Raw genomic sequence first — 24,701 nt, forward strand, 5'->3', positions numbered from 1 at the left:
AGTCTAGGAAGGACGAGTACTGGAGCGGAGCGAATTGTACATTCGTGAGCACCGGCACGCAGGACTGACAAAGAATGCGAGGGTTTGTCCGCGCGCTGAAACCCCTGTAGAGTAAACAGGGGTTTTCTTTTATGACTCCAAAGACTTTTTTTGTTTCAATAATGCTTGAAATGTCTCTTCAAGCTCTTGCGACGGCTCAATACTTAAACGGCTGAGCACTTCAGACAGCTGCATATCAATTAACAGAAGCTCCTCTTCTCTATTTGTCACAGCTGGTTTTTCTTCCTTTTGTTTATAGGCTTCATATGTGCCTTCAAAAGCTTCAATACGTTCCTCGTGAATATGAAAAATACGAGTGGCAACCTCTTCTATCAGCCTGCGATCGTGGGAAACAAACACAACGGTACCTGGGTAATCCTTCAATAGACCTTCAAGTGCTTCAACTGCCGCCAGATCTAAAAAGTTCGTCGGTTCATCCAGCATGAGAACATTGGCATCACTGACGAGTAAGGACGCAAGCATCGTCTTCACCCGTTCTCCCCCGCTTAATACATCAACAGGCTTGTGCACATCATCCCCTCTAAATCCTAGTCTCGCCAAAACCGTTCGAACCACTGTTTCATCTTGAACCGCCTCTTTCAGCGCATTTTGTAAAATCGATTCATCTACCTTCAATCCTGACAGATCCTGACGAAAATAGGCTAGCTTGACAGCCTCTGAACGAGTAACTCCGGGATGTCCATTCACTAACATACGGAGAAATGTCGTTTTGCCGCTCCCGTTCTTTCCGATAATGGCAACTTTGTCTCCGCCCCTCACTTCCACATTCGCCTGTCTCCAAAGCACTTTATCGCCCGCCTTGCCATCTACATTTTCCACTCGCAAAATGGTACGGCTTGCTGTTTCCTTCATCGTATGCTGAGTCATTTGAATGGGCTGAATGTCCTTTACCTTCTCCACCTTTTCTAATTTCTCCATCCTTGTTTCAATGGATTTGGCTGTTTTTTGCAGTTTTTTTTGCTTATTTGCATAGTAGGGCTTTGCAATTTTAGGTCCTGAGGATTTCACCTTTTGGGAGGGCTTTGTCGCTTTGTCCGCCTTTTTCTTTTTCTTTTCCAGTGCATGCTCTAACTGTTTTTTCTTTTGTGTATAAGCTTCATACGCTTCCACCTGCTGACGATGTGCCAGCTCTTTTTGCTGTGCAAAATGCGTGTAGTTGCCTTTGTAATGATGTAGCTTCCCATGATCCAGCTCCCAAATCTCCGTACATATTGCATCTAAAAAAGCACGATCATGTGAAACAACAATGAGAGCTCCTTGATAATGACGCAGCTTTTCTTCCAGCCACTCAATGTGCTCCGTATCCAAATGAGTGGTCGGTTCATCTGCTAATAAAAGGGCAGACGGCCGGCTTAATGCTCTTTCAATATAAGTCTGGGTCATTTCACCGCCACTCTGTCTGCCGTCTCCTTGTTTCAATTGAGGAAGCAGCGTACAGACCGCTGTGGCGGCAACCGTGCCGCTGTCTGGTGTTTCCTGTCCTGCCAGCACATGCAATAAAGTCGTTTTTCCGCTGCCATTTATCCCTACAAGACCAATGCGGTCACCTTGATGGATGGCGAGCTCCTCAATATTAAATAACAAGCGATCTTTTCGAAATACCTTTAACTGATTGGCTTTTAATAACATCCAATCCTCTCCTTTCATATCAGGAGACATGAAAAAGCCTCCCATTCTCAGAATAGGAGGCAAAATGGTGTACAAAAATAAGCGGATTGATCCAGTATGGTGTGCCGTTCATATTTGAACACACACATCCCACGTATCAATCACTTCATTTTTTGATTCCCAAGCTGTACCATCCTATTCCGAAGCTAAAAAATGAAAACGCAGCAAACATGGCAAACTGATCGTTTGCTCACTGCTTTCGTTCGTTCATTTTGCTTACAGGTCATAGGATTAGTACTTCATTGCATTGGGTCACCCTTCCGTTGTTTGTTACGTATACGATAAAAGATTGGTTATTTTTTGTCAAGCTGAAATGGCATAAGTGAGTCGATTAACTGGAGTGTAAATGGATGGGACACTTCAAACAGTTCGTCCTTTTTGCATTCTTCCACTAGGCTTCCTTCATGTAAAAATAGAAGGTGGTCACATAGATACACTGCTGCTTCTACATCATGAGTAATGAGAAGCATGGTCATGTCTAGCTCTTGTTTTAATGTCTCAAGCAGCTCCAATATTTGTACTTGAACAGAGACATCCAGTGAACTCAAGACTTCATCTAGTATAAGAATGGCTGGGTGCGTTGATATAGCTCGTGCGATGCACACTCGCTGGAGCTGACCACCGCTTAGCTGATGAGCATATTGATTCAGCACAGACGAGGGCAGCCTGACTTGCTCAAGTAATGACAAAACCTTCTGATCCAGATTCTGATTCTGCTTTAACAAACGCATCGGTTCTGCTATGATCTCTTTCACCGTAAAGGAGGGATGAACAGAAGATAGATAATCTTGAAAGACAACACTCATTTTCCCCCGATTCACCCTCCGCCATTTGTCAGCTGTCATACCATCAATCTGTACCTCGCCTCCATCTATTTTTTCTAAACCGAGCAGGATACGTGCCAATGTACTTTTGCCACTGCCGCTCTCACCGACTAATCCGGCACATTGTCCTTTTTCGATTTGAAACGAAACATTTGATATGCGGTCTTTTGGTTTCTTTTGATTTGAAAAAAGACCTTTCTTCTCACCGTGTTTGACTAGATCGAAAGCTGTGATCAACATGGAAACGCCTCCACTCTCTTCTGCTGCCGCAGTGCTTCAGTAGGGGCAGATAATCGAAGCCTCGTCTCAAGTAAATGCTTTGTTTGAGGATGCTCGGGTGATGTGAACACTTCCTTGGCTGACCCATGCTCAAGCATTACTCCTTGGTGCATGACCATCAACTCATCAGCGATTGCCTGAACGACGCCTAAATCATGCGTTATGACGATCAAGGTAACACCAGTTTCTTCCTTTAGACTGTGTAATTGTCTGATGACTTCACGCCCATTAAAGGCATCAAGTGATGCAGTTGGCTCGTCTGCAATGATCACGTCTGGAGAAAGCATCATCGTGATGCCAATCATCACACGCTGAAGCATTCCTCCAGACAGTTCATACGGATACTTTTTCATCAAATCATATGGATTTTTTAAATGGACACGTGTAAGCCCAGCCATAGCATGTGCTTTCCCTTCTTTCCCTCGTAAGCCCAAATGCTGCTGAAATGTTTCCACCATTTGATGACCTATCGTTTCGATAGGGTTGAATGCATTCATGACATCCTGTGAGATGAAACCTATTCGTTTACCCCGCCATTGATGCGCTTCTTGATTTGTTAATGTTTTGCCGTCAAAAATGATCGTTCCTTCCACTTCTAGCGAAGGGGCGACAAGATCAATTAACGCTTTGGCGACAGTTGATTTTCCACTGCCACTTTCTCCAATGACGGCTAAACAGCGTTGTTGATGTAAAGAAAATGTGATATTCGTCACTATATTCTTTTGCTGCTGTGGATCATGTACGGACAGATTTTTTACGTCGATTAAAGGCAAATGGCCTCACCCCTTTCTTTCTGGTATGATGCATGGCAGGATTCGCGGCATGCTGAAGGCTGTCTCCTAAAAAGCTCAACGCCATGACCACAAACAAGATGGCAAGTCCAGGCGCAAGCATATGGGCTGGATGTGTCACCATGACATTCTTCGCCTCGTTGAGCATCATGCCCCATTCTGGTGTAGGCGGACTCACACCTAATCCAAGAAAAGACAGTGCTGATATATTTAAGATCACCCAGCCCGCATCAAGTGTCGCAAAAACAGCAATTTCTCCTGAGATGCGAGGAAATAGATGTCTCCTCAATATGTAAAAGGGTTTGCCGCCAGTCACCTTTGCAAATTGAACAGAAGGTTCATTCGCATATTGAAGGACAGACGAACGAATCATTCTTGTATACCAGGCCCATTTCGCTAGGACATTGGCCAAAATAATATTGAATAGTCCAGGTCCGAGTATTCCCACAACCGCAAGAATCATCACCTCTGCTGGAAAGGACAGCATGACATCACACAGCCTCATCAAAACCCCATCCGCCTTTCCTCGAAAGAAGCCTGCCATGAGTCCAAGTGCGCTGCCAATGAGCATCGTGATACACATCGTCAGCATAGCTGCAAGCATTGTTGTCCGAATGCCATATAAAAGCCTCGATAATACACATCTCCCTAGATGATCCGTTCCGAGTGGGTAAGTAAGACTGGTACCGGCATATTTTTGAAGAATGTTCGTATTTGTTGGGTCATGTGGTGCTAACACTGGTGCAAACAGTCCAGCTAATGCGACAAGCACTAACAGCCAGATTGAAAGACTCGCCATACGGTCTTTTCTTAATTGATGCCACCCTATCATTGTTGTCATACCTCCTTTCGCAATTGCGGATTCATGGTCATTTGCATCATATCAGCGATGAGATTGCACATAACAAACAGGAACCCCATCACAAACAAATAGGCTTGAATAATAGGGAAGTCAGCATGGAAAATAGCAGTTACACACAACCGGCCAACCCCTGGCCAAGCAAAAAGGTTCTCAATAATAACAGTTCCCGCAATGAGCTTTGGAATAGACATGCCAAGTGCTGTCACCGCTAATTGCAGGGCATGCCTCATGACCTTCAGTTGAACGGTTCGTTCCTTTAAACCACGTGCTCTTGCGTAAAAAACAAAGGGCTCATGCTGAAATTTTAGAATTTGATTGCGTATCAGTCTCACATAGGTCGATAAGTAGCCAAATGATAATGTGACAGCTGGAAGAAGAATCGATTTGAATCCTTCCATTCCACTCGTATTAACCCAATTGAATTTGACAGAAAAAAGCCAAATCAACAAAATCCCCAGCCAAAAACTAGGCATTGAAGCGGCGATAAACACAAAGGCTCTCAATAAACGGTCCACCCAAGTGTGAGCAGCATATGCACAGATCACCCCGAACAATAAACTGAGCACTATGATAAAAAAGAGCGCTGCTCCTGCAAGCTGCAATGTCGCAGGCAGCGCCTCCATGATAAGATCAAAAACGGGCTCCTGAGTGACATAGCTCCTGCCAAAATCACCTGTTAATCCATTTTTAAGCCATGTGGCATAGCGGATGAAAAATGGCTGGTCTAAGCCTAACTCCTGCCGCATCGATTCAATCATTTCTTCTGTTGGAGTGACTTGATTCACCCGCAAAGCGACCTCTGCTGGATCACTTGCCCGCATCGTCAGCAGTACAAAAGCAAAGAAGGTGATGAAGATCATAAGCGGAAAAAGCATCAATATTCGTTTTAAGAGATAGCGAGTCATGTCTCTACCTCCGTTTATGACGCAAAATACATACGGTCAAATGGAATTTCATACTGAGACACATGAAAACCTACGCCTTTCAGGCGCTTATTATAAACAGCCTTTGTCACAGAATAAGAGATTGGGAGGTAGACATTTTCATCATGGATATACGTCAATATTTCTTGATACATTTGTTTCCGCTTTTGCTCATCTGGTTCTACTAATACTTCCGTAATCGTCTCGTCCAGCCACTTTTTCTTTTTCAGTCCTAATTGGGCTTGATAATCAGCATGGGATGCTACACGGAATGAAGAGACATAAGTTTGTGGATCATAAGGAAGCCCCCAAGACAGCGAGTACATCAGATCGAACTTTCCTGTTTTTTGGCGATCTAAGAATGCCTGTTTTTCTTCTCCTCTAATATCCAGCTTGATCCCCACCTGCTTGAAATCCTGTTGAATCGATTCACTGATCGTTCTTTCGCCTGCATTATCGGAATTATAGTAAATAGCCACACTCAGCAGTTTGCCATTTTGATAGCGATACCCGTCTTCTTTCATCCTCCAGCCTGCCTCATCCAATATTGCCTCTGCTTTCTTCTTTTGATAAGTTTTCTTTTTCAGTGGAATATCTGCGTAAGGGACAGAAGGAGCAAGCAATGTGTGTGCCACCTTTTCCGTTCCATTTAAAATACCTTCTGTGATCATGTCCTTTTGAATGGCGTATTGAAACGCTTCTCTTACTTTCGGATCTTTTGTGATTGGCTGGTTTGAATTAATGACAATCGATCTTGAACCAACAGGAGGGCTCACGGTTACACCATATTGACCTGCTTCTTTTAAAGCCTGGAATGAGTCTCCATCAATCATGTCACCATCTGCTCCAAATAAAAGATCAATCTCTCCTTTTTGAAGCGCAAGTAAGATGGTTTGGTGATCCGGCATGACTTTCCATTTCACAGTTGAAATTTTCGGCTTTTTCCCCCAATAGTGGGCATTCATTTCAAAAACGGCATATTGATTTTTCTTATGTTCCTTTAGCACATAAGGACCTGTACCTGCATAGCTTTTGACTCCTTTTGCAGTCGTTCCATCAATGAAGCTTTTTGGAGAAATAAAACGGAAGGGGCGTGTTAAGCCCAGCTCTTCTAACGTAGGATAATAAGGCTCTTTCAACGTGAGAACAAATGTATCGTCATCTAACGCCTTTGTGGATTTGATTTCGGATACGAGATTAAGCCAAGCGTTCTTTTCAATATTTTTGACGACAGCATCAATATTCAATTTCACTGCCTTTGCATTAAAAGGCTCACCATCTGAAAAAGTCACACCTTTTCGAAGATGAAAGGTGTAGGTCCTTCCATCCTTTGATATGTCCCAGCTTTTCGCTAAGGCAGGCTGAACGCCCTTCTCTGTATTGACGACAAGCGATTCAAACACCATATTTTGAGCAGCCATCTCTCCACCGTATAGATGGGGATTGATGTCCCTGATATCTTTTGTACTTGCATACACGAGCTCATCTTCTTCTCTATCATTGCTGGAGGATGCTTTGTTTTCAGAGCATGAGGCCAATAAAAAACAAGCCATCACTGAAAACAGCATCAAGGTGTATGTCACGTAGGGATGCCTTTTCTCATATTTCTTCTTTATGTAAACAGGTTGATCACTCATATGTACTTCCCCCAATTCAACATTATCGTAATCATTACGATTATTAATCGAAATGATTACGAATTGAATATTAGCATACAGAAATGGGAAATACAACGTCTTTTCATAAAAAAAACAGACTCATGATTGAGTCTGTTTCGCTTGTATAAATTGATCAATCACCTTTAATGCTTTTTCTGTTCCACCTGCTGCTTGGAAGCTTTCTTCAATTTTCTCAATCCCCGCACGGTACGTGTCACTGCCTAAAACCTTCTCAACAGTTTCTCTTAGCTGATTTGGTGTCAGCTGATCTTTATCAAGTGTACAGGCAGCAGATAATTCGGTCAGTCTTTGTGCCACCATCGGCTGATCTTTATCGACTGGAATGACGACCATCGGAACGTGGTAATGAATCCCTTCATTGACACTATTCATCCCGCCGTGCGTTATAAACACATCTGTCAGTTCGAGCACTTCAAGCTGCGGCACATAAGGCTCGATCAGAAAATGAGCAGGCGCCTCTTTTAAGAGAGAACGATCTACTTTTTCACCTGTTGCGATAATCACTTTTCCGTCAAAGTTTTCGAAAGCATCTATACACATATTAAAAAATGCTTCTGTATCCCCAAGAACGGTGCCCATGGAAATAAAAACGACTTTTTCTTGCCTAAGTGCTTCCAGCGGGAAATCATGCTGATCGGCTCTTTTTAAAAAGCTCGGTCCAATGAAAACAAACGAATCGTTTAATGAATCAACAGACGGCTGGAAATATTCACTTGTATAGACGATATTCAGTTCTCCACGGTTTTTCATAAATTGCATCAAACGCGTTGGCTGAACGCCAAAACGCTCTTGTATTTTTTCTAACAGATGATCCGCTTTCTCATCCTTTCTGTATAGCGGTGTATCAAAATGCGCCTCTTGCAGCACAAAAGATGGGTTGGAACCAATGCTCGGAATGTGCAAGTAATCTCGAACAAGCTCCCCTGCCCCAAACATATCAAAGTAAATCAAATCAAATGAATGCTTCTCGGAAAGTGTTTCCACCACCTCTAAAATATCATATGACGTTTGCAGCATGGCATGAAAGAACGGCTGCATAGAATCTAAATCTCCTTCTTCCACATGTAATGTCCGAATATAGTCTGGATGTATATGTACGTGAGCGCCTAAGCGTTTGATTCGTTCCTCATAATGTACAGTTGTGACCGCATGCACTTCATCGCCTCGATCCGCCCATGATTTAATCATTCCTAACATAGGGTTCACATGTCCTTCAGCTGGAAACGTAATCAATAAAATCTTCGCCACAAGAAATTCCTCCTCATTGTCAATTCCCTTCCATGTTAATCATATACAGCAAGCCGGCTCAACAAATACGCCTGAAAAGGGAAGAAATGAGTCTTATGTCTAGTATTTCATGAAGGGACATGAACATAACGCCTTCTCACGAGCAAACATCCAATATAACCCTTTATTATTTATTTTTGTATAATTAGTCATAATATTATTTTCAGCTTCATATTGGAGGGATATTTTGTGAAAGTCTTGGAGAAATACAGTTATTTAATTATCATTCTTTGTCTAGCGGCAATGATCGTGACAAACTTCACTGTGAATGACAATACAATAAAAAATACTGTATCCGTGATTGGATTTATCATTGTTCTTCTTACAATTATACCTGCGGCTATTTACAGGAAAGGCCAGAAAGGCAGGTAACCCTTTTTTCTAAAGCAGTAACCCCCACTCTTAACATAAGAATGGGGGTTACTTTATTATACTGGATAAATGTTGCTGGCTTGCAACCAGATCATTTTTTCACTTCCCTCTCCCTAGTGAACGATAAACCCGAATGAACACAAAAAACCCCTCTCCATATGAAGAAGGGTTCATGACAGACCTTTATCTTATCTACCTAGCAAGGTCAAGTACGCGCTCGGAGGGATTCGAACCCCCGGCAGACGTGGTACCGGAAACCACCGCTCTATCCAACTGAGCTACGAGCGCACGATATGTTTTTTGAACGTCAGCATATCAAATTATAAGGGAAATGCTGCAAGAAAGCAATGATTAATCATTCGTCATGATGATGTATTTTCTTACTTTGTATTCATACACTAATATGCTGGTTTGAAGTGGAATGATTTTGGGGAAAATGGATAGGGGTATTTGAATTTAGGTCAGCGTTTTGTTTGACCTTTATTGACCAAAAATGTATCATTGAATTACATACTTACCTAAAAGGTGAAGGAGGAACATTATGAATTTAATACCTACAGTCATTGAGCAAACAAATCGTGGGGAAAGAGCTTACGACATTTATTCTCGTCTTTTAAAAGACCGTATTATCATGCTTGGTTCTGCGATCGATGACAATGTTGCCAACTCCATCGTGTCACAGCTGCTTTTCTTAGAAGCTGAAGATCCAGAAAAAGATATTTCTATCTACATTAACAGCCCTGGCGGTTCAATCACAGCTGGTATGGCCATTTACGATACGATGCAATTTATTAAACCAAAGGTATCAACTATTTGTATTGGTATGGCTGCATCTATGGGTGCGTTCCTGCTTGCTGCTGGTGAAAAAGGTAAGCGTTATGCTCTTCCAAACAGTGAAGTCATGATTCACCAACCACTCGGCGGTGCCCAAGGTCAAGCAACAGAAATTGAAATTGCGGCAAAACGAATCCTTTCTTTACGCGATAAACTGAACCAAGTACTTGCTGAACGTACTGGTCAGCCAATTGAAGTCATTGAGCGCGATACAGATCGTGACAACTTCAAAACAGCGGAAGAAGCACTTCAATACGGACTCATTGACAAAGTCTTGACCCGTAATACAGAAGACCAAAAATAATGATCACAACACAAACCGTCTGTTCCTTGAACAGACGGTTTTTTGTCATTGACATATACTTTAAGACAGCTCCGTCCATTTCTGCTGAAGAGACGGTGTTTGATAAGAAGCCATCTTCGTGATTAATTCCTCCGGTTCACTCGAAGCATGTAACAATTGAAGGTGTGATTCATTCGAAAAACCTTCTTGTATACTAAATTTCACCATGTCTATGAGCGGGTTGAAGTAGTCATTCACTTGATACAATCCAATCGGCTTTTGATGGATGCCGATTTGTGCCCAGCACAGCACCTCAAATAATTCTTCATATGTACCAAAGCCGCCTGGCATCGCAATAAACCCATCGGCCAGCTCGCTCATTTTCGCTTTTCGTTCATGCATACCTGTTACCTCAATTAGCTCTGTCAGCTCTTGATGCACGACTTCTCCTCTAAAAAGTCCCTTAGGCATGACCCCGATCACTTGCCCGCCATGTCTCATGACCTCATCGGCAATCGCGCCCATTAACCCAATACGCGATCCTCCGTAAACAAGACGAATGCCCTGCTTCGCCATATAAGCACCCAGCTCTACAGCCTTTTGTTTGTAGACATCATTTACACCTGGATTCGAACCAGCAAACACACAAATCGTTTTCATCAAAACAGCCCCATCTCTCTCTATGATTTCTTCACCCACTCATTCTACTATAATGATTTGTAAAGAAACAGCCGTTTCTTCTATATATAGTGTAAAATCAAAAGAGTGAACACCATATAAGGAGCTGTATAAAGAGAATGCAAACAACTGAAATGGAGAAGTGGATCAAGGATTTTTATCAAACGAGAAATTGGACAGAATACGGACCGTTTATCCGGTTAGGCTTCTTAATGGAAGAAACGGGAGAACTCGCTCGCGCTGTTAGAGCAATAGAAATCGGACGAGACCGGCCTGATGAGCAGAGACAGGAATCATCTGAGCTGAAGAAAGAACTCATTGAAGAAATGGGAGATGTTTTAGCAAATCTCCTCATTTTAGCAGATCAATATGATGTCACAGTAGAAGAGGTCTTCAGCGCTCATCAACAAAAACTCACAAAGCGTTTTTCTGGAGAAAAAGAGCCAGTAAAAAACACGTGACCAAGCTGTCACGTGTTTTTTTACGCCTTAAAGATGCTGTGGTGAGATGTCATCCGTTCGTTCAAAGAAATGCTGTTTTCCGATATGATGGAATAGACCTGTTCGATGCAAAAGCTCCTTAGGCTGTGATTGAAGTCCAACGATCATCAGCTTTCCATTATGATGCTTTAACCGATTGGAGATATTCATGAGAACCGCTTCTGCCGATGTGTCCATATAATTGACTTTATTCATAAGCAGAATGAGCGTTTTCGGTTTTGTTTGAACATGGTCCAATATCGAATTTTCCAATGAATCTGTTGTTCCGAAAAAGAGCGGCCCTTCAATGGAATACATACTGATCCCTTTCTCCTCTGTCTGTTTTTCTAAAGCAGCTGCTGTTTCCATTTGAGGAACGGCGACATTTGTATGGATATTGGTCGTCTGGCTCATTTTTTTGATAAAAGCGATAAACGCTAAAATGAGACCAGCAGTGACGCCAATAATCAAATCACCAATCACTGTGAGCAGGAAGGTTACGACAAGTACAAGCGAATCAGCATTTTTCACTTTCAAAATATTGATAAACTCTTTTCTCTCACTCATATTCCAAGCAACAAACATTAAAATCGGTGCCATTGCAGCAAGTGGAATCATCGACGCATACGGCGCAAATACCATTAAGATCAGTAAGACGACAACGCCATGTACGACACCAGAAATCGGACTTGCCCCGCCATTTTTTATGTTCGTTGCCGTTCGGGCAATAGCTCCCGTCGCTGGAATTCCTCCGAAAAGCGGTGCCGCCATATTGGCAATTCCTTGCCCCACAAGCTCTTTATTGCTGTCATGCTTAGAGCCTTTCATATTATCAGCGACCATTGCGGACAAAATCGATTCCACGCCGCCTAAAAGCGCAATGACAATTGCTGGAGGCAGGAGGTATATCATTTTTTCAATCGTCAATTCAGGAAAAGCGAAGGTTGGCAGCTGACGAGGGATTTCACCATATGCAGAGCCAATCGTTTCAACTTGTCCTTGAAAAAAGAGAACGGCGAGAAACGTAGAAGCCAATAAACCTAATAGAGCACCAGGTATTTTGGGAATGTATTTTTGTGCCGCCAAAATCACGATGAGCCCGATGACGGCTGTGATAATGGCGAGACTGTTTGTGGTACCAAGATGGACCACGATTTCTCTCATATTGAGGAAAAAGCTTTCATGTTTTTCAACACCCTTTAATCCGAGGAAGTTGGCAATCTGTCCTGAAAAAATAATGACAGCAATGCCAGCAGTAAAACCGATGATAACCGGACGAGGAATAAATTTCATGAGCTTTCCTAATTTGAATATTCCGAATAATACAAGCATACAGCCTGCCATAAAACCGGCAATGAGCAAGTTTTCAATGCCGTACTGGCTGACGATCCCGAATAAAATGGGAACAAACGCCCCGGTCGGCCCGCCGATCTGATACTTTGAACCACCAAACAATGAAATCAAAATGCCGGCAACGATGACTGTGTATAATCCATATTCTGGTCCGACACCAGATGCTATGGCAAATGCCATGCCTAAAGGAATTGCCACAACGCCCACGACAAGCCCAGCGATTAAATCGCGTCTAAACTTTGATGAATTGTACCCTTCAAATCTTCCATAAAAACGCATGGTATGTGTTGGCCTCCTTCAAGTATGTGTAGATGATTTAGGTATACTGCGGGTCAATCAGTTTATCTTTCACAACGACATCCAGCTTTCCTGTTGCTGGGTGAATCACCAGTCCATGAACAGCCACATCACTTGGCATCAGTGGATGCTCTTTCACTAATTTCACACTTTGGGCCACGCTCTCTTCAACTGAATCAAAGCCTGTCAGCCAGCCCTTTAAATCAACTCCTGAATTTTTCACAATGCTTAAGCATTTCTCTTCAATTCCGCGTGCTTTCGCCTTTTCAAGTAAAGGGTCCGCCGCAAGACCTGCCATTCCGCATTCATGATGCCCTACAATGCATACTTCCTCTGCCTTTAGCTCATAGATGGCTAGCAGGATACTCCGCATCACACTGCCGAACGGATGTGTCACGATGGCGCCTGCATTCTTAATGATTTTTGCATCCCCGTTGCGCAGTCCCATAGATTGCGGCAATAATTCCAATAGACGGGTATCCATGCACGTTAAAATAACCAGTTTTTTCTCAGGAAATTTCCCCGCTTTGTAAGGCTCATAATGTTTCTCATTCACAAACTCTGAATTGTGCTGAAGAATCTGTTCTAATTTTGACTCCATTTTGCCATCTCCCATCTTTTTTAAGTAACGTAAGCTCGTGCCTGTCCTCCTTTTCTTTCTTGTGTTCTCAAGAATAGAGAAGAAAAATGATAGAAAAAAAAGAAAAAAATGAGAAAACGATGAGAAGAAATATCATCATTTTCTCTATTTTACGCTGCATCCCAACGGCTTCACGGGTTTGGTTTCAATCTATTGTTCTCATCACACCAAAAGACAATAAAATGGTTTAGTAGAAAATGACCATCCCGTTTAATATATTTCAAATATAATAAATTTTCTATCAAAAAGTCTCGATCTATTTTCCAGTTTGTCAGATAATCTCTCGTAAATTTTTGCAATTTCACATATCTCATCTACTATCAGCTTATTTTTATATAGATAAAAAATGCATCAGATGGCATATGAATCTACTTTTTCACTAAGAAAATGTCTTTCTTTACCGTTATTTCAGTATATTAAATATTGAGCTGCTAACATTCAAACGTGTTCTGCCGAAATGGTTGCTTTATAATAAAAGGAGTAAGATGACCATGTGAAAGGAGCGAATTGACTGTGACACCACACATTTTTGTCGCCAAACCCTTGCCTGCCTCTTTTGAGGAAATGCTAAAGGAACATTGTACATACGAGGTTTGGCAATCCAAAGACCCTATTCCAAGAGACATGTTGTTTGAGAAGCTGCAGCACGCTGATGGTCTTTTAACGTCTGGAACAAAAATCGATCAAGAGCTGTTAGATCACGCACCAAAACTCAAGGTGGTGAGCAATAACTCTGTCGGCTATGACAATTTTGATATAGAAGCGATGAGGCAAAGAGGCGTGATTGGTACGCATACTCCTTATACGCTCGATCATACCGTGGCTGACCTTGCCTTTTCGCTCATTCTCTCCTCTGCGCGAAGAATCGCCGAGCTTGACCGTTTTATCCGTGAAGGAAAATGGACGAAATTCGTACAGGAAGAAGAGATCTTTGGCATCGACGTACATCACCAAGCGCTCGGTATTATTGGCATGGGACGTATCGGAGAACAAGTGGCCAAACGGGCAGCACATGGTTTTGATATGAACGTTCTTTATCATAACCGAAGCCGGAATGAAAAGGCTGAATCGGCGTATGGCGCTGTCTATTGTGCACTTGATGATCTTTTAAAACAAGCTGATATCATCGTGTTGATTACACCGCTGACCGAGGAAACATATCATATGATTGGGGAACGAGAATTGAAGTTAATGAAGCAAACGGCTTTATTTGTTAACATTTCCCGCGGGAAAACAGTGGATGAAAAAAGCCTCATTCAAGCACTTCAGGAGGGATGGATCAAAGGCGCTGGTCTTGATGTGTATGAGCAGGAACCGCTTCAAGAGGATCATCCTTTCAAAGAGATGAACAATGTCACCCTAGCCCCTCACATCGGTTCCGCTACTGAAACAACAAGGGATCTCATGCTGAAACGAGCCATTCATAATGTGATTCATGGAATAGATGGGAAGGCGCCTGTTGATGTTGTGAAGGAGCTTGCTTCATCTTGAACAGCAAAGACGCAGAAACTGCGTCTTTTTATTTATTTCTTTAGAAGACATCAGGAGAAAAGACTCATTTTAGCAAAGATCTTGATTCTTTACATTTCCTTCATGTTCGGGTGCTATAATATGAGCTAGACAAGCATCAAGAGGACGGCATCCGATTTCCTTAATAGGAGGATGAAGATGAAAAGATTGAGTTCGGTTTTTACTATGTTCGCTCTGATCGCTGCTATTCTGTTTTCTGGATTTGTCCCGCAGCAAGCACATGCAGGAACACCTCTTACACCAACAGCCACAACTGAAACTGCTTCTATTCAGCTCACGCCAGATGTGCGTACCCTTGCCGTCATTAATACGTTTGATGGTGTAGCAGATTATTTAATTCGCTACAAACGACTGCCTGATAACTACATTACGAAATCACAAGCAAGTGCTCTCGGATGGGTGGCATCTAAGGGAAATCTAGCCGAGGTGGCGCCAGGTAAAAGCATTGGTGGAGATATTTTCTCAAACCGGGAGGGACGTCTTCCTTCAGCAAGCGGCCGAACATGGCGTGAGGCAGACATCAACTACGTTTCAGGCTTCCGCAATGCAGACCGTCTTGTGTATTCAAGCGACTGGCTCATTTACAAAACAACAGACCATTATGCGACTTTCACCCGTATTCGATAATCAAAAAAGACAGCCCTATTTGATCTGGGGCTGTCTTTTCGTATGGTGGTTTACGGTATGAGGTTTTTCACGTAATCCTCAAAAGGAATCGGCAGCGGCTTTTTCGACACTTCTTCATGTTCATGTGTGGTGACATGATCCTCAGTAACGATCACACGTCCTGTTGGCGTGAGCTTTGACGCAAGCGGTCTTTTGTTAAATGGAGAGGATTCATTTTCATAAATCTCGTGTCTCATTTGGGTTAATACAGCCTCGTCCACCTCGTTCAATGTGAAAGCATAGCCTGTTTCAGCGCCATCTCCCTTATCTAATTGGAGCAGATGTGTCCCTTTTTCGGTTTCCTCAGCTTTGACGCGAAACCGCATTGACGCTCCTTCCACCCAATCTCCTGTAAAAGGCACAGGCTGAAGAGGTAAATTCACACCAAATCCCGCATCAATGAGGAAGCGTTCGTTGTGATGCTTCAACATGATGGCTACGTGCGTACCATCAATTGCCCACGTATCCGCTTCTTTGTTATACACTGTGCCTTGAAGAAGCTGTACAGAGAGCCCTGCCTCTTTTAACACATAGTATAAGAGAGGATTGAGATCGTAACAAAGACCTCCTCTGTTTTCTTTAAGAAGATGCTGCTTCAACCCTTCTTGATTCAAAGCGTAGGATTGTTTGTTCAAAACAGATCTATTTTCGAACGGAAAGGTATAGGCCATTTTTTTTAATAATACAGATAAGTCTTTAAAGGTGATGGACTTGCCTTCATATCCGACCTTCTGTAAAAAAGCTGATTGAATCATGACATTCCCTCCTAAAAAAACTGAGCCTTTGAAGAGACTCAGTTTTCTTGATTGATAAAATCTGTTAACGCCTCAATGGCTTCTTGTTCATCTGCACCATCTGCAATCAGTGTGACAGTAACCCCAGAGCTGATCGCAAGACTCATGAGACCCATAATGCTTTTCGCATTGACTTTTTTCCCATCTTTCTCTAGAAAAATATCAGCACCAAAGCGATTGGCTTCTTGTACGAACAAAGCGGCTGGACGTGCCTGCAAGCCTGTTTTCAGCTGGATGGTGACCGTTTTTTCCACCATATGATCTGCCTCCCTTTTTCATTCTCCTATTTGAGTGTAACAGCTTGTCCGTTTCGTAATTGTTCTGCGATTTGATCTAGCTTTCTTAAACGGTGGTTAATCCCTGACTTGCTGATCTTGCCGCTTTCCACCATTTCTCCAAGTTCCTTCAGCGTGACCTCTTGATAGTCGACTCGCAGTTTGGCAATTTCACGAAGCTTATCCGGCAGGGCATCAAGTCCAATTTTTTCATCAATGAATTGAATGTTCTCGACCTGACGCAGTGATGCACCAATCGTTTTATTCAAGTTTGCTGTTTCACAATTGACGAGCCGGTTGACGGAGTTCCTCATATCTCGGACGATCCGCACATCTTCAAAGCGAAGCAGTGAGTTATGAGCACCCACAACGCTTAAGAATTCCGTGATTTTTTCTGCTTCCTTCATGTACGTAATGTACCCTTTTTTGCGCTCGAGTGTTTTACTATTGAGATGAAATTGATTCATCAGCTCACAAAGAGCATCATTATGTTCTTTATATAGTGAAAAAATCTCAAGGTGATAGGAGGACGTTTCTGGGTTATTCACAGAACCGCCTGCTAAAAAAGCACCTCTCATATAGGAGCGCTTGCAGCATCTTTTCTTCACAAGTTCTTCTGAAATATTGCGCTCAAATACAAATTGCTCACCTAATATTTTCAAATCCTCTAAAATGGTTTTCGCTCGTTCTACCAGTCTGACAATATACACGTTATTCTTTTTCAATCTCATTTTTTTACGGACGAGCAGTTCGACTGTCACATCGTATTTCTTTTTGAGCAGCGTATAAATCCGTCTTGCAATGGCTGCGTTCTCTGTCTGTATATCTAAAATCAATTTTCGATTAGAGAAAGATAATGAACCGTTCATACGGATGAGGGCAGAAAGCTCTGCTTTTGTGCAGCAGTCCTTCACGTCCAGATTAGTCAGCTCTTTTTTTGTTTCGGATGCAAATGACATCCTTGCCACCCCCATTCCTATTTTTTCTGATGTAGCAGGTCGACAAGCAGCGAGGCTACTTTTAGCGTGTCATGACGAATGACATGCTGGTCATATGTAATGATTTCTCCAGGAATCACTTCTAGTCCCATTGCTTTCAGTGCATCTGTGTCGAATTGTACAGGCTGTGCTTGTTCTTCTGCATATTTCGCTTTGATTTCTTCTGGAATTTCTTTATTGTTCACAAAAATCGTATCGATAAATGGACGATCCATATGATTATTTAATGCCTGAACATGATCAGCTGCACTGTAGGAAAGCGTTTCCCCCGGCTGCGTCATGACATTGCATATATACACTTTTTTCGCCTTAGAGCGAATCACTTCTTCTCCAATATGCGGGACAAGCAAGTTTGGCAAAATACTCGTATACAGGCTTCCAGGCCCAATGACGATTAAATCCGCCTCACGAATGACTTGAATGGATTCTGGCAGTGGTTCAATCGTATCGGGTGTGAGAAACACTCGTTTAATTCGCTCACCATAGGTGGGAATTTTCGATTCTCCTGTCACCATTTGCCCATTTTCTAATTCCGCATGAAGAACAACACTTGAATTTGCTGCTGGCAATACTTTTCCTCTCACATTTAAAACCTTGCTCATTTCAGTGACGGCATGAAAAAAATCACCGGTTATATTTGTCATGGCCGCAAGAATGAGGTTGCCGAGTGAGTGGCCTGTTAAGTCATTCCCTTTGTTAAAACGGTGCTGAAATAAATCTTCTACAAGCGGTTCAACATCAGAGAGAGCCGCAAGAACATTTCGAATATCACCTGGAGGGGGAATATTCAAATCATGCCGCAGTCTGCCTGAGCTGCCTCCGTCATCAGCAACTGTTACAATAGCGGTAATGTCCACTGGCTTCGTTTTAAGCCCTCTGAGCAAAACAGATAAGCCAGTGCCGCCGCCAAGAATGACCACCTTTGGTAGTGTCGTCATCTATTTTCTGCTTCTCTTTTCAATGTCCCGGTGAGTGACATGTGTATAGTAATCGTTTTTAAAATACTCCGATAAATAGTTGGCCAGCGTCACAGATCGATGCTGTCCGCCTGTACAGCCGATGGCGATTACAAGCTGGCTTTTTCCTTCTCGTTTATAGGACGGAAGCATAAAGCTGAGGAGATCGATTAATTTCTCTGTGAATTTTTGTGTTTCAGTCCATTTCATCACATAGGAGCGCACTTCTTCATCGTTTCCAGTCTGTGGACGCATGCTCTCAATATAATAAGGATTCGGCAGGAATCTCACGTCAAAGACAAGATCAGCATCAATCGGCAGTCCGTATTTAAAGCCAAAGGACATCACGTTTACTGTAAACACCTGTCCTTGATTCGTGGCAAAGTGCGTGACAATTTTTTCTCGCAGCTGTTTCGGTTTTAAATCCGATGTATCAAAAATCATCTGAGACCGGCCTTTTAACTCCTCTAACAGCTCGCGCTCCATTGCAATTCCTTCGAGCGGCAAACCTGTTGTCGCAAGGGGATGCGAACGTCTCGTTTCTTTGTATCTTGAGACAAGCACCTTATCATTTGCATCTAAAAATAGAATTCTCGGCGTGATCCAGTCAAGATCACCCATTTCATCTAAGGCGGCAATTAAGCTGTCAAAAAATTCGCGTCCGCGCAAATCCATCACAAGAGCGACCTTGCTCATCTTGGAATTCGATTCCTTCATGAGCTCTAGGAATTTTGGTAAAAGTGATGGCGGCAGGTTATCAACACAAAAGTAGCCTAAATCTTCAAAGCTTTGAATGGCGACGGTTTTCCCCGCACCTGACATTCCTGTAATAATCACAAGCTGAATATCTTCTTGTTTGTGTGTATTCATGCCTGCTTCCTCTCCTTCTTTATGAAAACGGTTCATGTATTATTCTCCCTGAGGATCTAACCGATAAGCAATCAGCTCAAAATCGGGTGTATACGTAAAAGTGCCGTGCAGAAGTCCTTTTCCTTTAAGCATGAAATCAAGAATATGGGAATCTCCTGGGGCCATCGGCAATTGAGGCACATCCTTTACGTCATGCCATTTTAAAATGCCTTCCTCTGACTCTGTAACGTTTTTTCCGGTAAATGAATCTGCCATAAAGGTGAACATCATCCACTCTTGAACGATTTGATCGCCTTCTTTTATGATAAAGGTAAAAACACCTTTCAGCTGCGGATTTAAAATATAAATACCTGTTTCTTCTCTATATTCTCGAACGACTGAATCCTTGACCGATTCTCCGCTTTCCATTTTGCCGCCCGGTGCTACCCACCAGCCCCGTCTTGGCTTTTGCAGCAAGAGAACTTGATCTTCGTGATGCAGCACACAATTGGTTACTCGTTGCATCAGCTGTCACCTACTCTTTTATGTCTTTAACTTATTATACAGGTTCAACCTGACTCCCACAATGAACATGCCCGTTCTTCCCCGAAAACAGACCGGTTTTCGTTTGAATCGTGTAACGGGCAATTTCTCTACTCTTTATTTTACAGCATCTAACGGTTCTCCATGCGTCATTTGTGAACATCTCGTGAATTTCTGATTTCAGGCAAAAAAAAGGACACGGATTCACATCCGTGCCAAACATGTATTCCTTATAAAAGGGGGTCAATTACTAGTTTTATCATAACGGAAAATTATTTCACCCGTGTTACATTCCAGTTAAAAGCCCATGACGCTATATTAAGGATTTACGACAGCCTTTTATTTCGTTGCTTTGAGTTTTTCAGCAAGCTCTTCTACATAATGCTGTGCGCTTTGTGCTGCAATACTTCCGTCACCTGTTGCTGTCACAATTTGACGAAGTGTTTTTTCTCGAATGTCACCAGCGGCGAAAATACCTTCCACTCTTGTTTCCATTCTTTCGTTTGTCTCAATGTAGCCTTCTTTATTTGTAATGCCGAGATTTTCAAATGGTTTAGACAGTGGCAGCATGCCGATATAGATAAAGGCGCCGTCTGTTTTAAAGTCTTCTTCTTCACCAGTCACCGTATCAACCAATGTCACACTGCCGACTTTCCCGTTTTCTTCATTGATCTGTTTGACGGTTTTGTTCCACTTGAAGTCAATTTTTTCATTATCAAAGGCGCGTGCTTGTAAAATGCTTTGTGCACGAAGTTTATCGCGTCTATGAATAATCGTTACTTTAGAAGCGAAGCGTGTGAGATACACACCCTCTTCTACCGCAGAATCACCGCCGCCAATGACGACAAGCTCTTTGTTTTTAAAGAAAGCCCCGTCACATACTGCACAATATGATACGCCGCGGCCGCCAAGTTCTTTTTCACCTGGTGCACCAATTTTTTTGTATTCAGCCCCTGCCGCGATAATGACAGAGCGTCCTTTGTATTCTTTTGAGCCGGCTTTGACGATTTTATATTCTTCGCCGTTCACGATTTCTTTAATATCGCCATATGCATACTCTGCACCGAATTTCTTCGCATGCTCAAACATTTTATTTGAAAGTTCCGGCCCTAAAATGCTTTCAAAGCCAGGATAGTTCTCGACATCTTCCGTATTCGCCATTTGTCCGCCTGGAATTCCTCTTTCAATCATTAATGTTGAAAGATTTCCCCGTGATGTATAAACAGCGGCTGTCATTCCGGCAGGACCCGCTCCAATGATGATCGTATCGTAGATTTTTTCTTCTGACACAACTGTCACTCCCTCTTCAATTGCTGCTCGCATTTCTTATTAGAATGCCCTTGGGTGATGCTTCCATTCATGACAGAGAGCATCATTTCCACTCTTAGCTTTTATTCCTTACCCATATCCTATTAAATCTGCGGGGAATAAGCGAATCATTTGCTCATATCTTCAAAAAAAGAAAAAGCTTCCTTAAACTGCTGTTTAAGGAAGCCTGTTTACGGTTATATAAAAAGTAATGATTTATTCAACGACTCTTCTTACAACGCCATTGAAAGCTTTTTTCCAGTATACGTTGTTCATTGAGTCAACTGAAACACCGCGAGAGCTGTTATCGTTCAAGAATGAACCGTTTCCTAAGTAAATACCAACGTGTCCATTTACTTTATACGTATCAAAGAACACAAGGTCTCCGCGTTTCATGTCAGATGCACTTACAGCTCTTCCTTTACCTACAAGCGTATCTGTTGTTGTACCGCCAACTGGTCCAAGGTTGATGCCTGCTGATGCAAATGCCCAGCGAACGAATGAAGAACAGTCAAAACGACGTGCGTCAATATCGGCTTGTGATCTGCCGCCGCCCCATTTATATGGAGATTGTCCAACAATCGTAGAACCTGTGCTGATCGCACCTTCAATTCCGCCTACGTTACTGCTGACAGGTGATCCACCGCCAGAAGATGGCTTCTTGCTTGGTGCACTGCTGTTGCTGTTATTGTTGTCATTAGATGATCCACTGTTACTTGAAGACGGACTGCTATCGTTACTTGAGCTGTTGTCTTCCGCTTGAACACTAGCTTGACGCTGCTGCTGTTGTCTTTGCGCTTTTTCTTCTTTTGCTTTTTGAGCTGCTTCTCTTGCTTCTTTTTCAGCTTGTTTTTGTGCAGCGATTGTTGCGTCTTTTTCAGATGCAATGCTGTTAGCCTCACTGTTTAACTCGCTGATTTCAGAAAAAGCACTTCCTTTTTGCTTTTTCACTTGCTTGAATAGCTTGTCTTTTTCATCAAGCTGTTTATTCAAGTCTGATTGAAGCGTTTCAAGCTTTGCAAGTGTGTTTTGCACATTTTCAAGCTTTGTGTTTAATTCGTTTTCAGACTTTTGAAGTTCTGCTTTGTCTTTTTCCTGCTCTTTAATGATTTCACTGTCTGCGTTGATCAGTGTAGATACTGCACCTGCACGGCTGATGAAATCGCTAAAGCTTTTTGCTCCTAGTAATACATCTATGTATTTCGTAGAACCGCCGCTCTCTTGAAGGGCACGTACACGCTTTTTCAAGAACTCGTTTCTTTCTTCAATACGTTTTTCCGTATCAGCAATTTCTTTTTTCAGTGCTTTGATTTCTTTTTTTGTTTTTTCATTTTCTTTTTGTTTTTCTTCGATTTGATCACTTGTTTTTAAAGCTTTCTCATCAATATCTTTAAGCTTTTGTGCAAGTGCCTCTTGTTTTGCTTCAAGCTTTGAAAGCTCTTCTTTTTTCTTTTGAAGATTCTTGTTTACCTCAGATTGCTTGCTGTCTAGTTCTTGTTTCTTTTGTTCAAAGTTCTGTGCGTTTGCTTCATGCGTAAATGGAATAAATAAACCGCTCGCTCCGATCACCGAAGCTAAACCGAAAGTAATAAACTTTTTCACGAATAGTTCCTCCTTTGAAAATTTCCCAAGCGACATTAGAAAGCAGCAAATTCTCTGCGACCAATCTGTGCTCTCTATGTCTTTCTTCCTGATTGTTCAGTCAGATGTTGACCAGATTGTTTCTATCACTAGGTGTTTCATTATGTATAGTAAAATATTTAAATATCTATCTTTGTTTTATCCACGAGTTTCATTATACATGAGACATCGACAAAATGAGCTAATATTTTTATTACATTTATGTTTCAAAAACATGTCGTGATTGTCATACTTCGCCAATTCCTTGCAAATCCCACCTTTTTATCCAAGAAAAAAGCATGACCTTTTCGGCCATGCTGGGATGTTCTGAATCTATTTACCTAATTTAATCGATTAACGTACAGATCTCTCGTTCGTATTTAGACAGTGTTTGAACACTGATCTGAAAAGCCGACGCAACATCTTTTTTGCTGACAGCTGCTTCTTGTTCATTCATCCATAGATAATAAGATGCTGCTGCCCAGGCAGGTGCATTTTTCTTATCAATACCAGAAGCACGTGCCTGCTGAATAATATGGAATAACCAAAAATAAGGCATATGGCTGTCAGGCTGAACCGCTTCCTCCAGACTGGATGCCGCTTGTTTTGCAAAAACTGCATCTTCTGAAAAAGACTTTTCTAACATTTCATCTTCATATAAAAGCAGTTCTATGAATTGCTGTTCAAAGGCCGTTTTCGCTGCGCGTGCATCAAGGACAGACTGCAGAACGTCACGTTCCCCTTTTTGTTTACTGACATAGTACGCAGTCAGCCGTTCCTCAATCGAGACCATTGGCTCTGTCACCTCAGGTTTATCCTGCCACGGCTTGATTTCATCTGCATCGATATCTTCTTCGACCATCTTATCCCAAACCGTTTGGGCGAGCGTCTTGTGGCCTGTATGATAGGCTGCGCTTGCAAGCCAGTATAAAAATGTACTATCTCCTTGAAAACCTGTTTTGTACAAAGAATAAAGCCATTTAAAGGCCCATTCAAATTCTCCCACAAGGGCAAATGTTGCACCAAGCTTATAACGCTGTTCACTTAGTATTGGATACACGTGCGTTAACTGCTTTGCTAACACGTTGACCTTTTCTTCTTCTTTTTCATAATGGTAGAAGACTAGCTGATTGCAAAGGGCATGCAGATTACCGGGATTTTCATGAAGGACCCGGTTCAACATTTCTTTCGCCTGATGGATTCGGCCAGAATAAAAATAGGCCAAAGCGAGATTATTATACGCCGACCAAAATTCTGGATACTCAACAATCATCTGTTCTAGCATCTCAATGGCTTCATCGAGTCTGCCGCTTTCTAGCAAATGGTTTGCTTGATCCTGCTTCACAATCAGGTCATCCTGATCATAAGGAAAATCTTCGTCTTCTTCGTCGCTCATATCGAGCAGGTCAAGAAGGTCGTCATTTTCATCCGCAAATTCCCCGTTCTCTTCCAGCGCGGCATAAGCAGTAGCTGATTTATATGCCTCTTGAAACAGTCCGAGATTCGCATAATTATTGGCTTTAAAATAGTGGCACTCAGACATGTTTTCATCGATGTGTTCAAGGATAAAATCAAGCAGTTCGTTTGATTGCTGGTAATGACCCATTTCAGTATAAATAATGGCAAGCTGTGACAGCATTTCTACATTTTCAGGCTCAAGTACGATGGCCCGCTGTATCAGCTTACTTGCCCTAGACAGATTTCTTTCTCTATATGCTTTAAGACCTTTATGAAAAAAGTAATGCCCATCTTGAAATAGCTGGACGACTTGTGTGTGATTATTTTGAGAAGTGTATTTACTCACCGATACCCTCCATTTCGAACAGTGTACCGTGTGTAGTATAACATACTTC

General features: G+C 42.3%; 24 protein-coding genes and 1 tRNA gene. 5 read left to right on the top strand and 20 right to left on the bottom strand.

All coding sequences use genetic code 11. The features are described 5' to 3' along the window. Positions 1 to 129 precede the first annotated feature (129 nt). The 7 genes from abc-f to AWT60_RS14920 form a co-directional block, all read right to left on the bottom strand. Complete coding sequence (abc-f, locus tag AWT60_RS14890) at positions 130 to 1,689, bottom strand: ribosomal protection-like ABC-F family protein (RefSeq protein WP_218677431.1); 1,560 nt, start codon at positions 1,687 to 1,689, stop codon at positions 130 to 132. Positions 1,690 to 2,021: 332 nt separating this feature from the next. Beyond that, positions 2,022 to 2,792: an ABC transporter ATP-binding protein gene (locus tag AWT60_RS14895; RefSeq protein ID WP_218677420.1), complete on the bottom strand. Its 771-nt coding sequence runs from the start codon at positions 2,790 to 2,792 to the stop codon at positions 2,022 to 2,024. Continuing rightward, complete coding sequence (locus tag AWT60_RS14900; RefSeq protein ID WP_041107896.1) at positions 2,786 to 3,604, bottom strand: ABC transporter ATP-binding protein; 819 nt, start codon at positions 3,602 to 3,604, stop codon at positions 2,786 to 2,788. The genes AWT60_RS14895 and AWT60_RS14900 overlap by 7 nt, the downstream gene beginning before the upstream one ends. Continuing rightward, complete coding sequence (gene opp1C / locus AWT60_RS14905) at positions 3,567 to 4,454, bottom strand: nickel/cobalt ABC transporter permease (protein ID WP_218677432.1); 888 nt, start codon at positions 4,452 to 4,454, stop codon at positions 3,567 to 3,569. The genes AWT60_RS14900 and opp1C overlap by 38 nt, the downstream gene beginning before the upstream one ends. A 5-nt stretch (positions 4,455 to 4,459) precedes the next feature. Continuing rightward, on the bottom strand, positions 4,460 to 5,389 hold the full coding sequence (gene opp1B / locus AWT60_RS14910; RefSeq protein WP_218677421.1) for a nickel/cobalt ABC transporter permease: 930 nt from the start codon (positions 5,387 to 5,389) through the stop codon (positions 4,460 to 4,462). Between the two features lie 14 nt (positions 5,390 to 5,403). Further along, entirely contained in the window at positions 5,404 to 7,044 is a 1,641-nt protein-coding gene (nikA, locus tag AWT60_RS14915; protein WP_218677422.1) for a nickel ABC transporter substrate-binding protein, read from the bottom strand. Positions 7,045 to 7,164: 120 nt separating this feature from the next. Next, positions 7,165 to 8,334, bottom strand: coding sequence for a macrolide family glycosyltransferase (locus tag AWT60_RS14920; RefSeq protein WP_218677423.1), 1,170 nt, complete (start codon positions 8,332 to 8,334; stop codon positions 7,165 to 7,167). Positions 8,335 to 8,562: 228 nt separating this feature from the next. Between AWT60_RS14920 and AWT60_RS14925 the strand changes: the two genes are divergently transcribed. Continuing rightward, positions 8,563 to 8,745 (top strand): hypothetical protein, encoded by a 183-nt coding sequence (locus AWT60_RS14925; RefSeq protein WP_012011344.1) that lies wholly within the window; start codon positions 8,563 to 8,565, stop codon positions 8,743 to 8,745. 212 nt (positions 8,746 to 8,957) lie between these two features. Here AWT60_RS14925 and AWT60_RS14930 read toward each other — a convergent pair. Then, a tRNA-Arg gene (locus tag AWT60_RS14930) sits at positions 8,958 to 9,033 on the bottom strand. A gap of 253 nt (positions 9,034 to 9,286) precedes the next feature. Between AWT60_RS14930 and clpP the strand changes: the two genes are divergently transcribed. Next, positions 9,287 to 9,883, top strand: a complete 597-nt coding sequence (gene clpP, locus AWT60_RS14935; protein WP_024427684.1) for an ATP-dependent Clp endopeptidase proteolytic subunit ClpP — start codon at positions 9,287 to 9,289, stop codon at positions 9,881 to 9,883. Positions 9,884 to 9,943: 60 nt separating this feature from the next. Here clpP and AWT60_RS14940 read toward each other — a convergent pair whose 3' ends face one another. Further along, positions 9,944 to 10,522 (bottom strand): LOG family protein, encoded by a 579-nt coding sequence (locus tag AWT60_RS14940; protein ID WP_076840102.1) that lies wholly within the window; start codon positions 10,520 to 10,522, stop codon positions 9,944 to 9,946. 137 nt (positions 10,523 to 10,659) lie between these two features. On the opposite strand from AWT60_RS14940, the gene AWT60_RS14945 reads away from it, so the two are divergent. Continuing rightward, on the top strand, positions 10,660 to 11,001 hold the full coding sequence (locus tag AWT60_RS14945) for a MazG nucleotide pyrophosphohydrolase domain-containing protein (protein WP_025094005.1): 342 nt from the start codon (positions 10,660 to 10,662) through the stop codon (positions 10,999 to 11,001). A gap of 27 nt (positions 11,002 to 11,028) precedes the next feature. Here the strand turns inward: AWT60_RS14945 and AWT60_RS14950 are convergent, their stop codons facing one another. Next, a complete protein-coding gene (locus AWT60_RS14950; protein WP_024423544.1) occupies positions 11,029 to 12,651 on the bottom strand; it encodes a SulP family inorganic anion transporter in 1,623 nt (540 codons plus the stop codon). 37 nt (positions 12,652 to 12,688) lie between these two features. Next, a complete protein-coding gene (locus tag AWT60_RS14955; protein WP_202738587.1) occupies positions 12,689 to 13,270 on the bottom strand; it encodes a beta-class carbonic anhydrase in 582 nt (193 codons plus the stop codon). Between the two features lie 552 nt (positions 13,271 to 13,822). On the opposite strand from AWT60_RS14955, the gene AWT60_RS14960 reads away from it, so the two are divergent. After that, positions 13,823 to 14,800, top strand: a complete 978-nt coding sequence (locus AWT60_RS14960; RefSeq protein ID WP_218677424.1) for a 2-hydroxyacid dehydrogenase — start codon at positions 13,823 to 13,825, stop codon at positions 14,798 to 14,800. A gap of 177 nt (positions 14,801 to 14,977) precedes the next feature. Continuing rightward, positions 14,978 to 15,466 (top strand): ribonuclease, encoded by a 489-nt coding sequence (locus AWT60_RS14965; protein WP_163115057.1) that lies wholly within the window; start codon positions 14,978 to 14,980, stop codon positions 15,464 to 15,466. Between the two features lie 50 nt (positions 15,467 to 15,516). Here AWT60_RS14965 and AWT60_RS14970 read toward each other — a convergent pair whose 3' ends face one another. The 9 genes from AWT60_RS14970 to AWT60_RS15010 all read right to left on the bottom strand — a co-directional run bounded on the left by AWT60_RS14970 (position 15,517) and on the right by AWT60_RS15010 (position 24,652). Beyond that, on the bottom strand, positions 15,517 to 16,260 hold the full coding sequence (locus tag AWT60_RS14970; protein ID WP_163115058.1) for an arylamine N-acetyltransferase family protein: 744 nt from the start codon (positions 16,258 to 16,260) through the stop codon (positions 15,517 to 15,519). A 38-nt stretch (positions 16,261 to 16,298) separates the two neighbouring features. Next, positions 16,299 to 16,556 carry an HPr family phosphocarrier protein gene (locus AWT60_RS14975; RefSeq protein ID WP_024423549.1) on the bottom strand — a complete coding sequence of 86 codons (258 nt, stop codon included), beginning with the start codon at positions 16,554 to 16,556 and terminating at the stop codon, positions 16,299 to 16,301. A 26-nt stretch (positions 16,557 to 16,582) separates the two neighbouring features. Continuing rightward, on the bottom strand, positions 16,583 to 17,533 hold the full coding sequence (whiA, locus tag AWT60_RS14980) for a DNA-binding protein WhiA (RefSeq protein ID WP_003213321.1): 951 nt from the start codon (positions 17,531 to 17,533) through the stop codon (positions 16,583 to 16,585). A 17-nt stretch (positions 17,534 to 17,550) separates the two neighbouring features. Further along, complete coding sequence (locus tag AWT60_RS14985; RefSeq protein WP_076840108.1) at positions 17,551 to 18,510, bottom strand: gluconeogenesis factor YvcK family protein; 960 nt, start codon at positions 18,508 to 18,510, stop codon at positions 17,551 to 17,553. Further along, the gene (gene rapZ, locus AWT60_RS14990; protein ID WP_041108504.1) at positions 18,511 to 19,398 is read right to left on the bottom strand and encodes an RNase adapter RapZ; all 888 of its coding nucleotides are present in this window, start codon (positions 19,396 to 19,398) and stop codon (positions 18,511 to 18,513) included. A 39-nt stretch (positions 19,399 to 19,437) separates the two neighbouring features. After that, positions 19,438 to 19,902: an 8-oxo-dGTP diphosphatase gene (locus AWT60_RS14995; RefSeq protein WP_163115059.1), complete on the bottom strand. Its 465-nt coding sequence runs from the start codon at positions 19,900 to 19,902 to the stop codon at positions 19,438 to 19,440. A gap of 357 nt (positions 19,903 to 20,259) precedes the next feature. Beyond that, positions 20,260 to 21,210: a thioredoxin-disulfide reductase gene (gene trxB, locus AWT60_RS15000; RefSeq protein ID WP_024427675.1), complete on the bottom strand. Its 951-nt coding sequence runs from the start codon at positions 21,208 to 21,210 to the stop codon at positions 20,260 to 20,262. Positions 21,211 to 21,444: 234 nt separating this feature from the next. Beyond that, positions 21,445 to 22,830 (bottom strand): C40 family peptidase, encoded by a 1,386-nt coding sequence (locus AWT60_RS15005; protein WP_041107916.1) that lies wholly within the window; start codon positions 22,828 to 22,830, stop codon positions 21,445 to 21,447. 364 nt (positions 22,831 to 23,194) lie between these two features. Further along, positions 23,195 to 24,652 carry a tetratricopeptide repeat protein gene (locus AWT60_RS15010; protein ID WP_041107918.1) on the bottom strand — a complete coding sequence of 486 codons (1,458 nt, stop codon included), beginning with the start codon at positions 24,650 to 24,652 and terminating at the stop codon, positions 23,195 to 23,197. Between the last annotated feature and the right edge of the window lie 49 nt (positions 24,653 to 24,701).

Origin of the sequence: Bacillus sp. F2HM, from assembly GCF_019266135.1 — a bacterium.
GTDB lineage: Bacteria > Bacillota > Bacilli > Bacillales > Bacillaceae > Bacillus > Bacillus safensis.

Bases quoted from the DNA above. Each gene is read 5' to 3' on its own strand.
- abc-f (WP_218677431.1), bottom strand. From the start codon at position 1,689: ATGTTATTAAAAGCCAATCAGTTAAAGGTATTTCGAAAAGATCGCTTG.
- AWT60_RS14895 (WP_218677420.1), bottom strand. From the start codon at position 2,792: ATGTTGATCACAGCTTTCGATCTAGTCAAACACGGTGAGAAGAAAGGT.
- opp1C (WP_218677432.1), bottom strand. From the start codon at position 4,454: ATGATAGGGTGGCATCAATTAAGAAAAGACCGTATGGCGAGTCTTTCA.
- opp1B (WP_218677421.1), bottom strand. From the start codon at position 5,389: ATGACTCGCTATCTCTTAAAACGAATATTGATGCTTTTTCCGCTTATG.
- nikA (WP_218677422.1), bottom strand. From the start codon at position 7,044: ATGAGTGATCAACCTGTTTACATAAAGAAGAAATATGAGAAAAGGCAT.
- clpP (WP_024427684.1), top strand. From the start codon at position 9,287: ATGAATTTAATACCTACAGTCATTGAGCAAACAAATCGTGGGGAAAGA.
- AWT60_RS14940 (WP_076840102.1), bottom strand. From the start codon at position 10,522: ATGAAAACGATTTGTGTGTTTGCTGGTTCGAATCCAGGTGTAAATGAT.
- AWT60_RS14945 (WP_025094005.1), top strand. From the start codon at position 10,660: ATGCAAACAACTGAAATGGAGAAGTGGATCAAGGATTTTTATCAAACG.
- AWT60_RS14950 (WP_024423544.1), bottom strand. From the start codon at position 12,651: ATGCGTTTTTATGGAAGATTTGAAGGGTACAATTCATCAAAGTTTAGA.
- AWT60_RS14955 (WP_202738587.1), bottom strand. From the start codon at position 13,270: ATGGAGTCAAAATTAGAACAGATTCTTCAGCACAATTCAGAGTTTGTG.
- AWT60_RS14965 (WP_163115057.1), top strand. From the start codon at position 14,978: ATGAAAAGATTGAGTTCGGTTTTTACTATGTTCGCTCTGATCGCTGCT.
- AWT60_RS14970 (WP_163115058.1), bottom strand. From the start codon at position 16,260: ATGATTCAATCAGCTTTTTTACAGAAGGTCGGATATGAAGGCAAGTCC.
- AWT60_RS14975 (WP_024423549.1), bottom strand. From the start codon at position 16,556: ATGGTGGAAAAAACGGTCACCATCCAGCTGAAAACAGGCTTGCAGGCA.
- whiA (WP_003213321.1), bottom strand. From the start codon at position 17,533: ATGTCATTTGCATCCGAAACAAAAAAAGAGCTGACTAATCTGGACGTG.
- AWT60_RS14985 (WP_076840108.1), bottom strand. From the start codon at position 18,510: ATGACGACACTACCAAAGGTGGTCATTCTTGGCGGCGGCACTGGCTTA.
- rapZ (WP_041108504.1), bottom strand. From the start codon at position 19,398: ATGAATACACACAAACAAGAAGATATTCAGCTTGTGATTATTACAGGA.
- AWT60_RS14995 (WP_163115059.1), bottom strand. From the start codon at position 19,902: ATGCAACGAGTAACCAATTGTGTGCTGCATCACGAAGATCAAGTTCTC.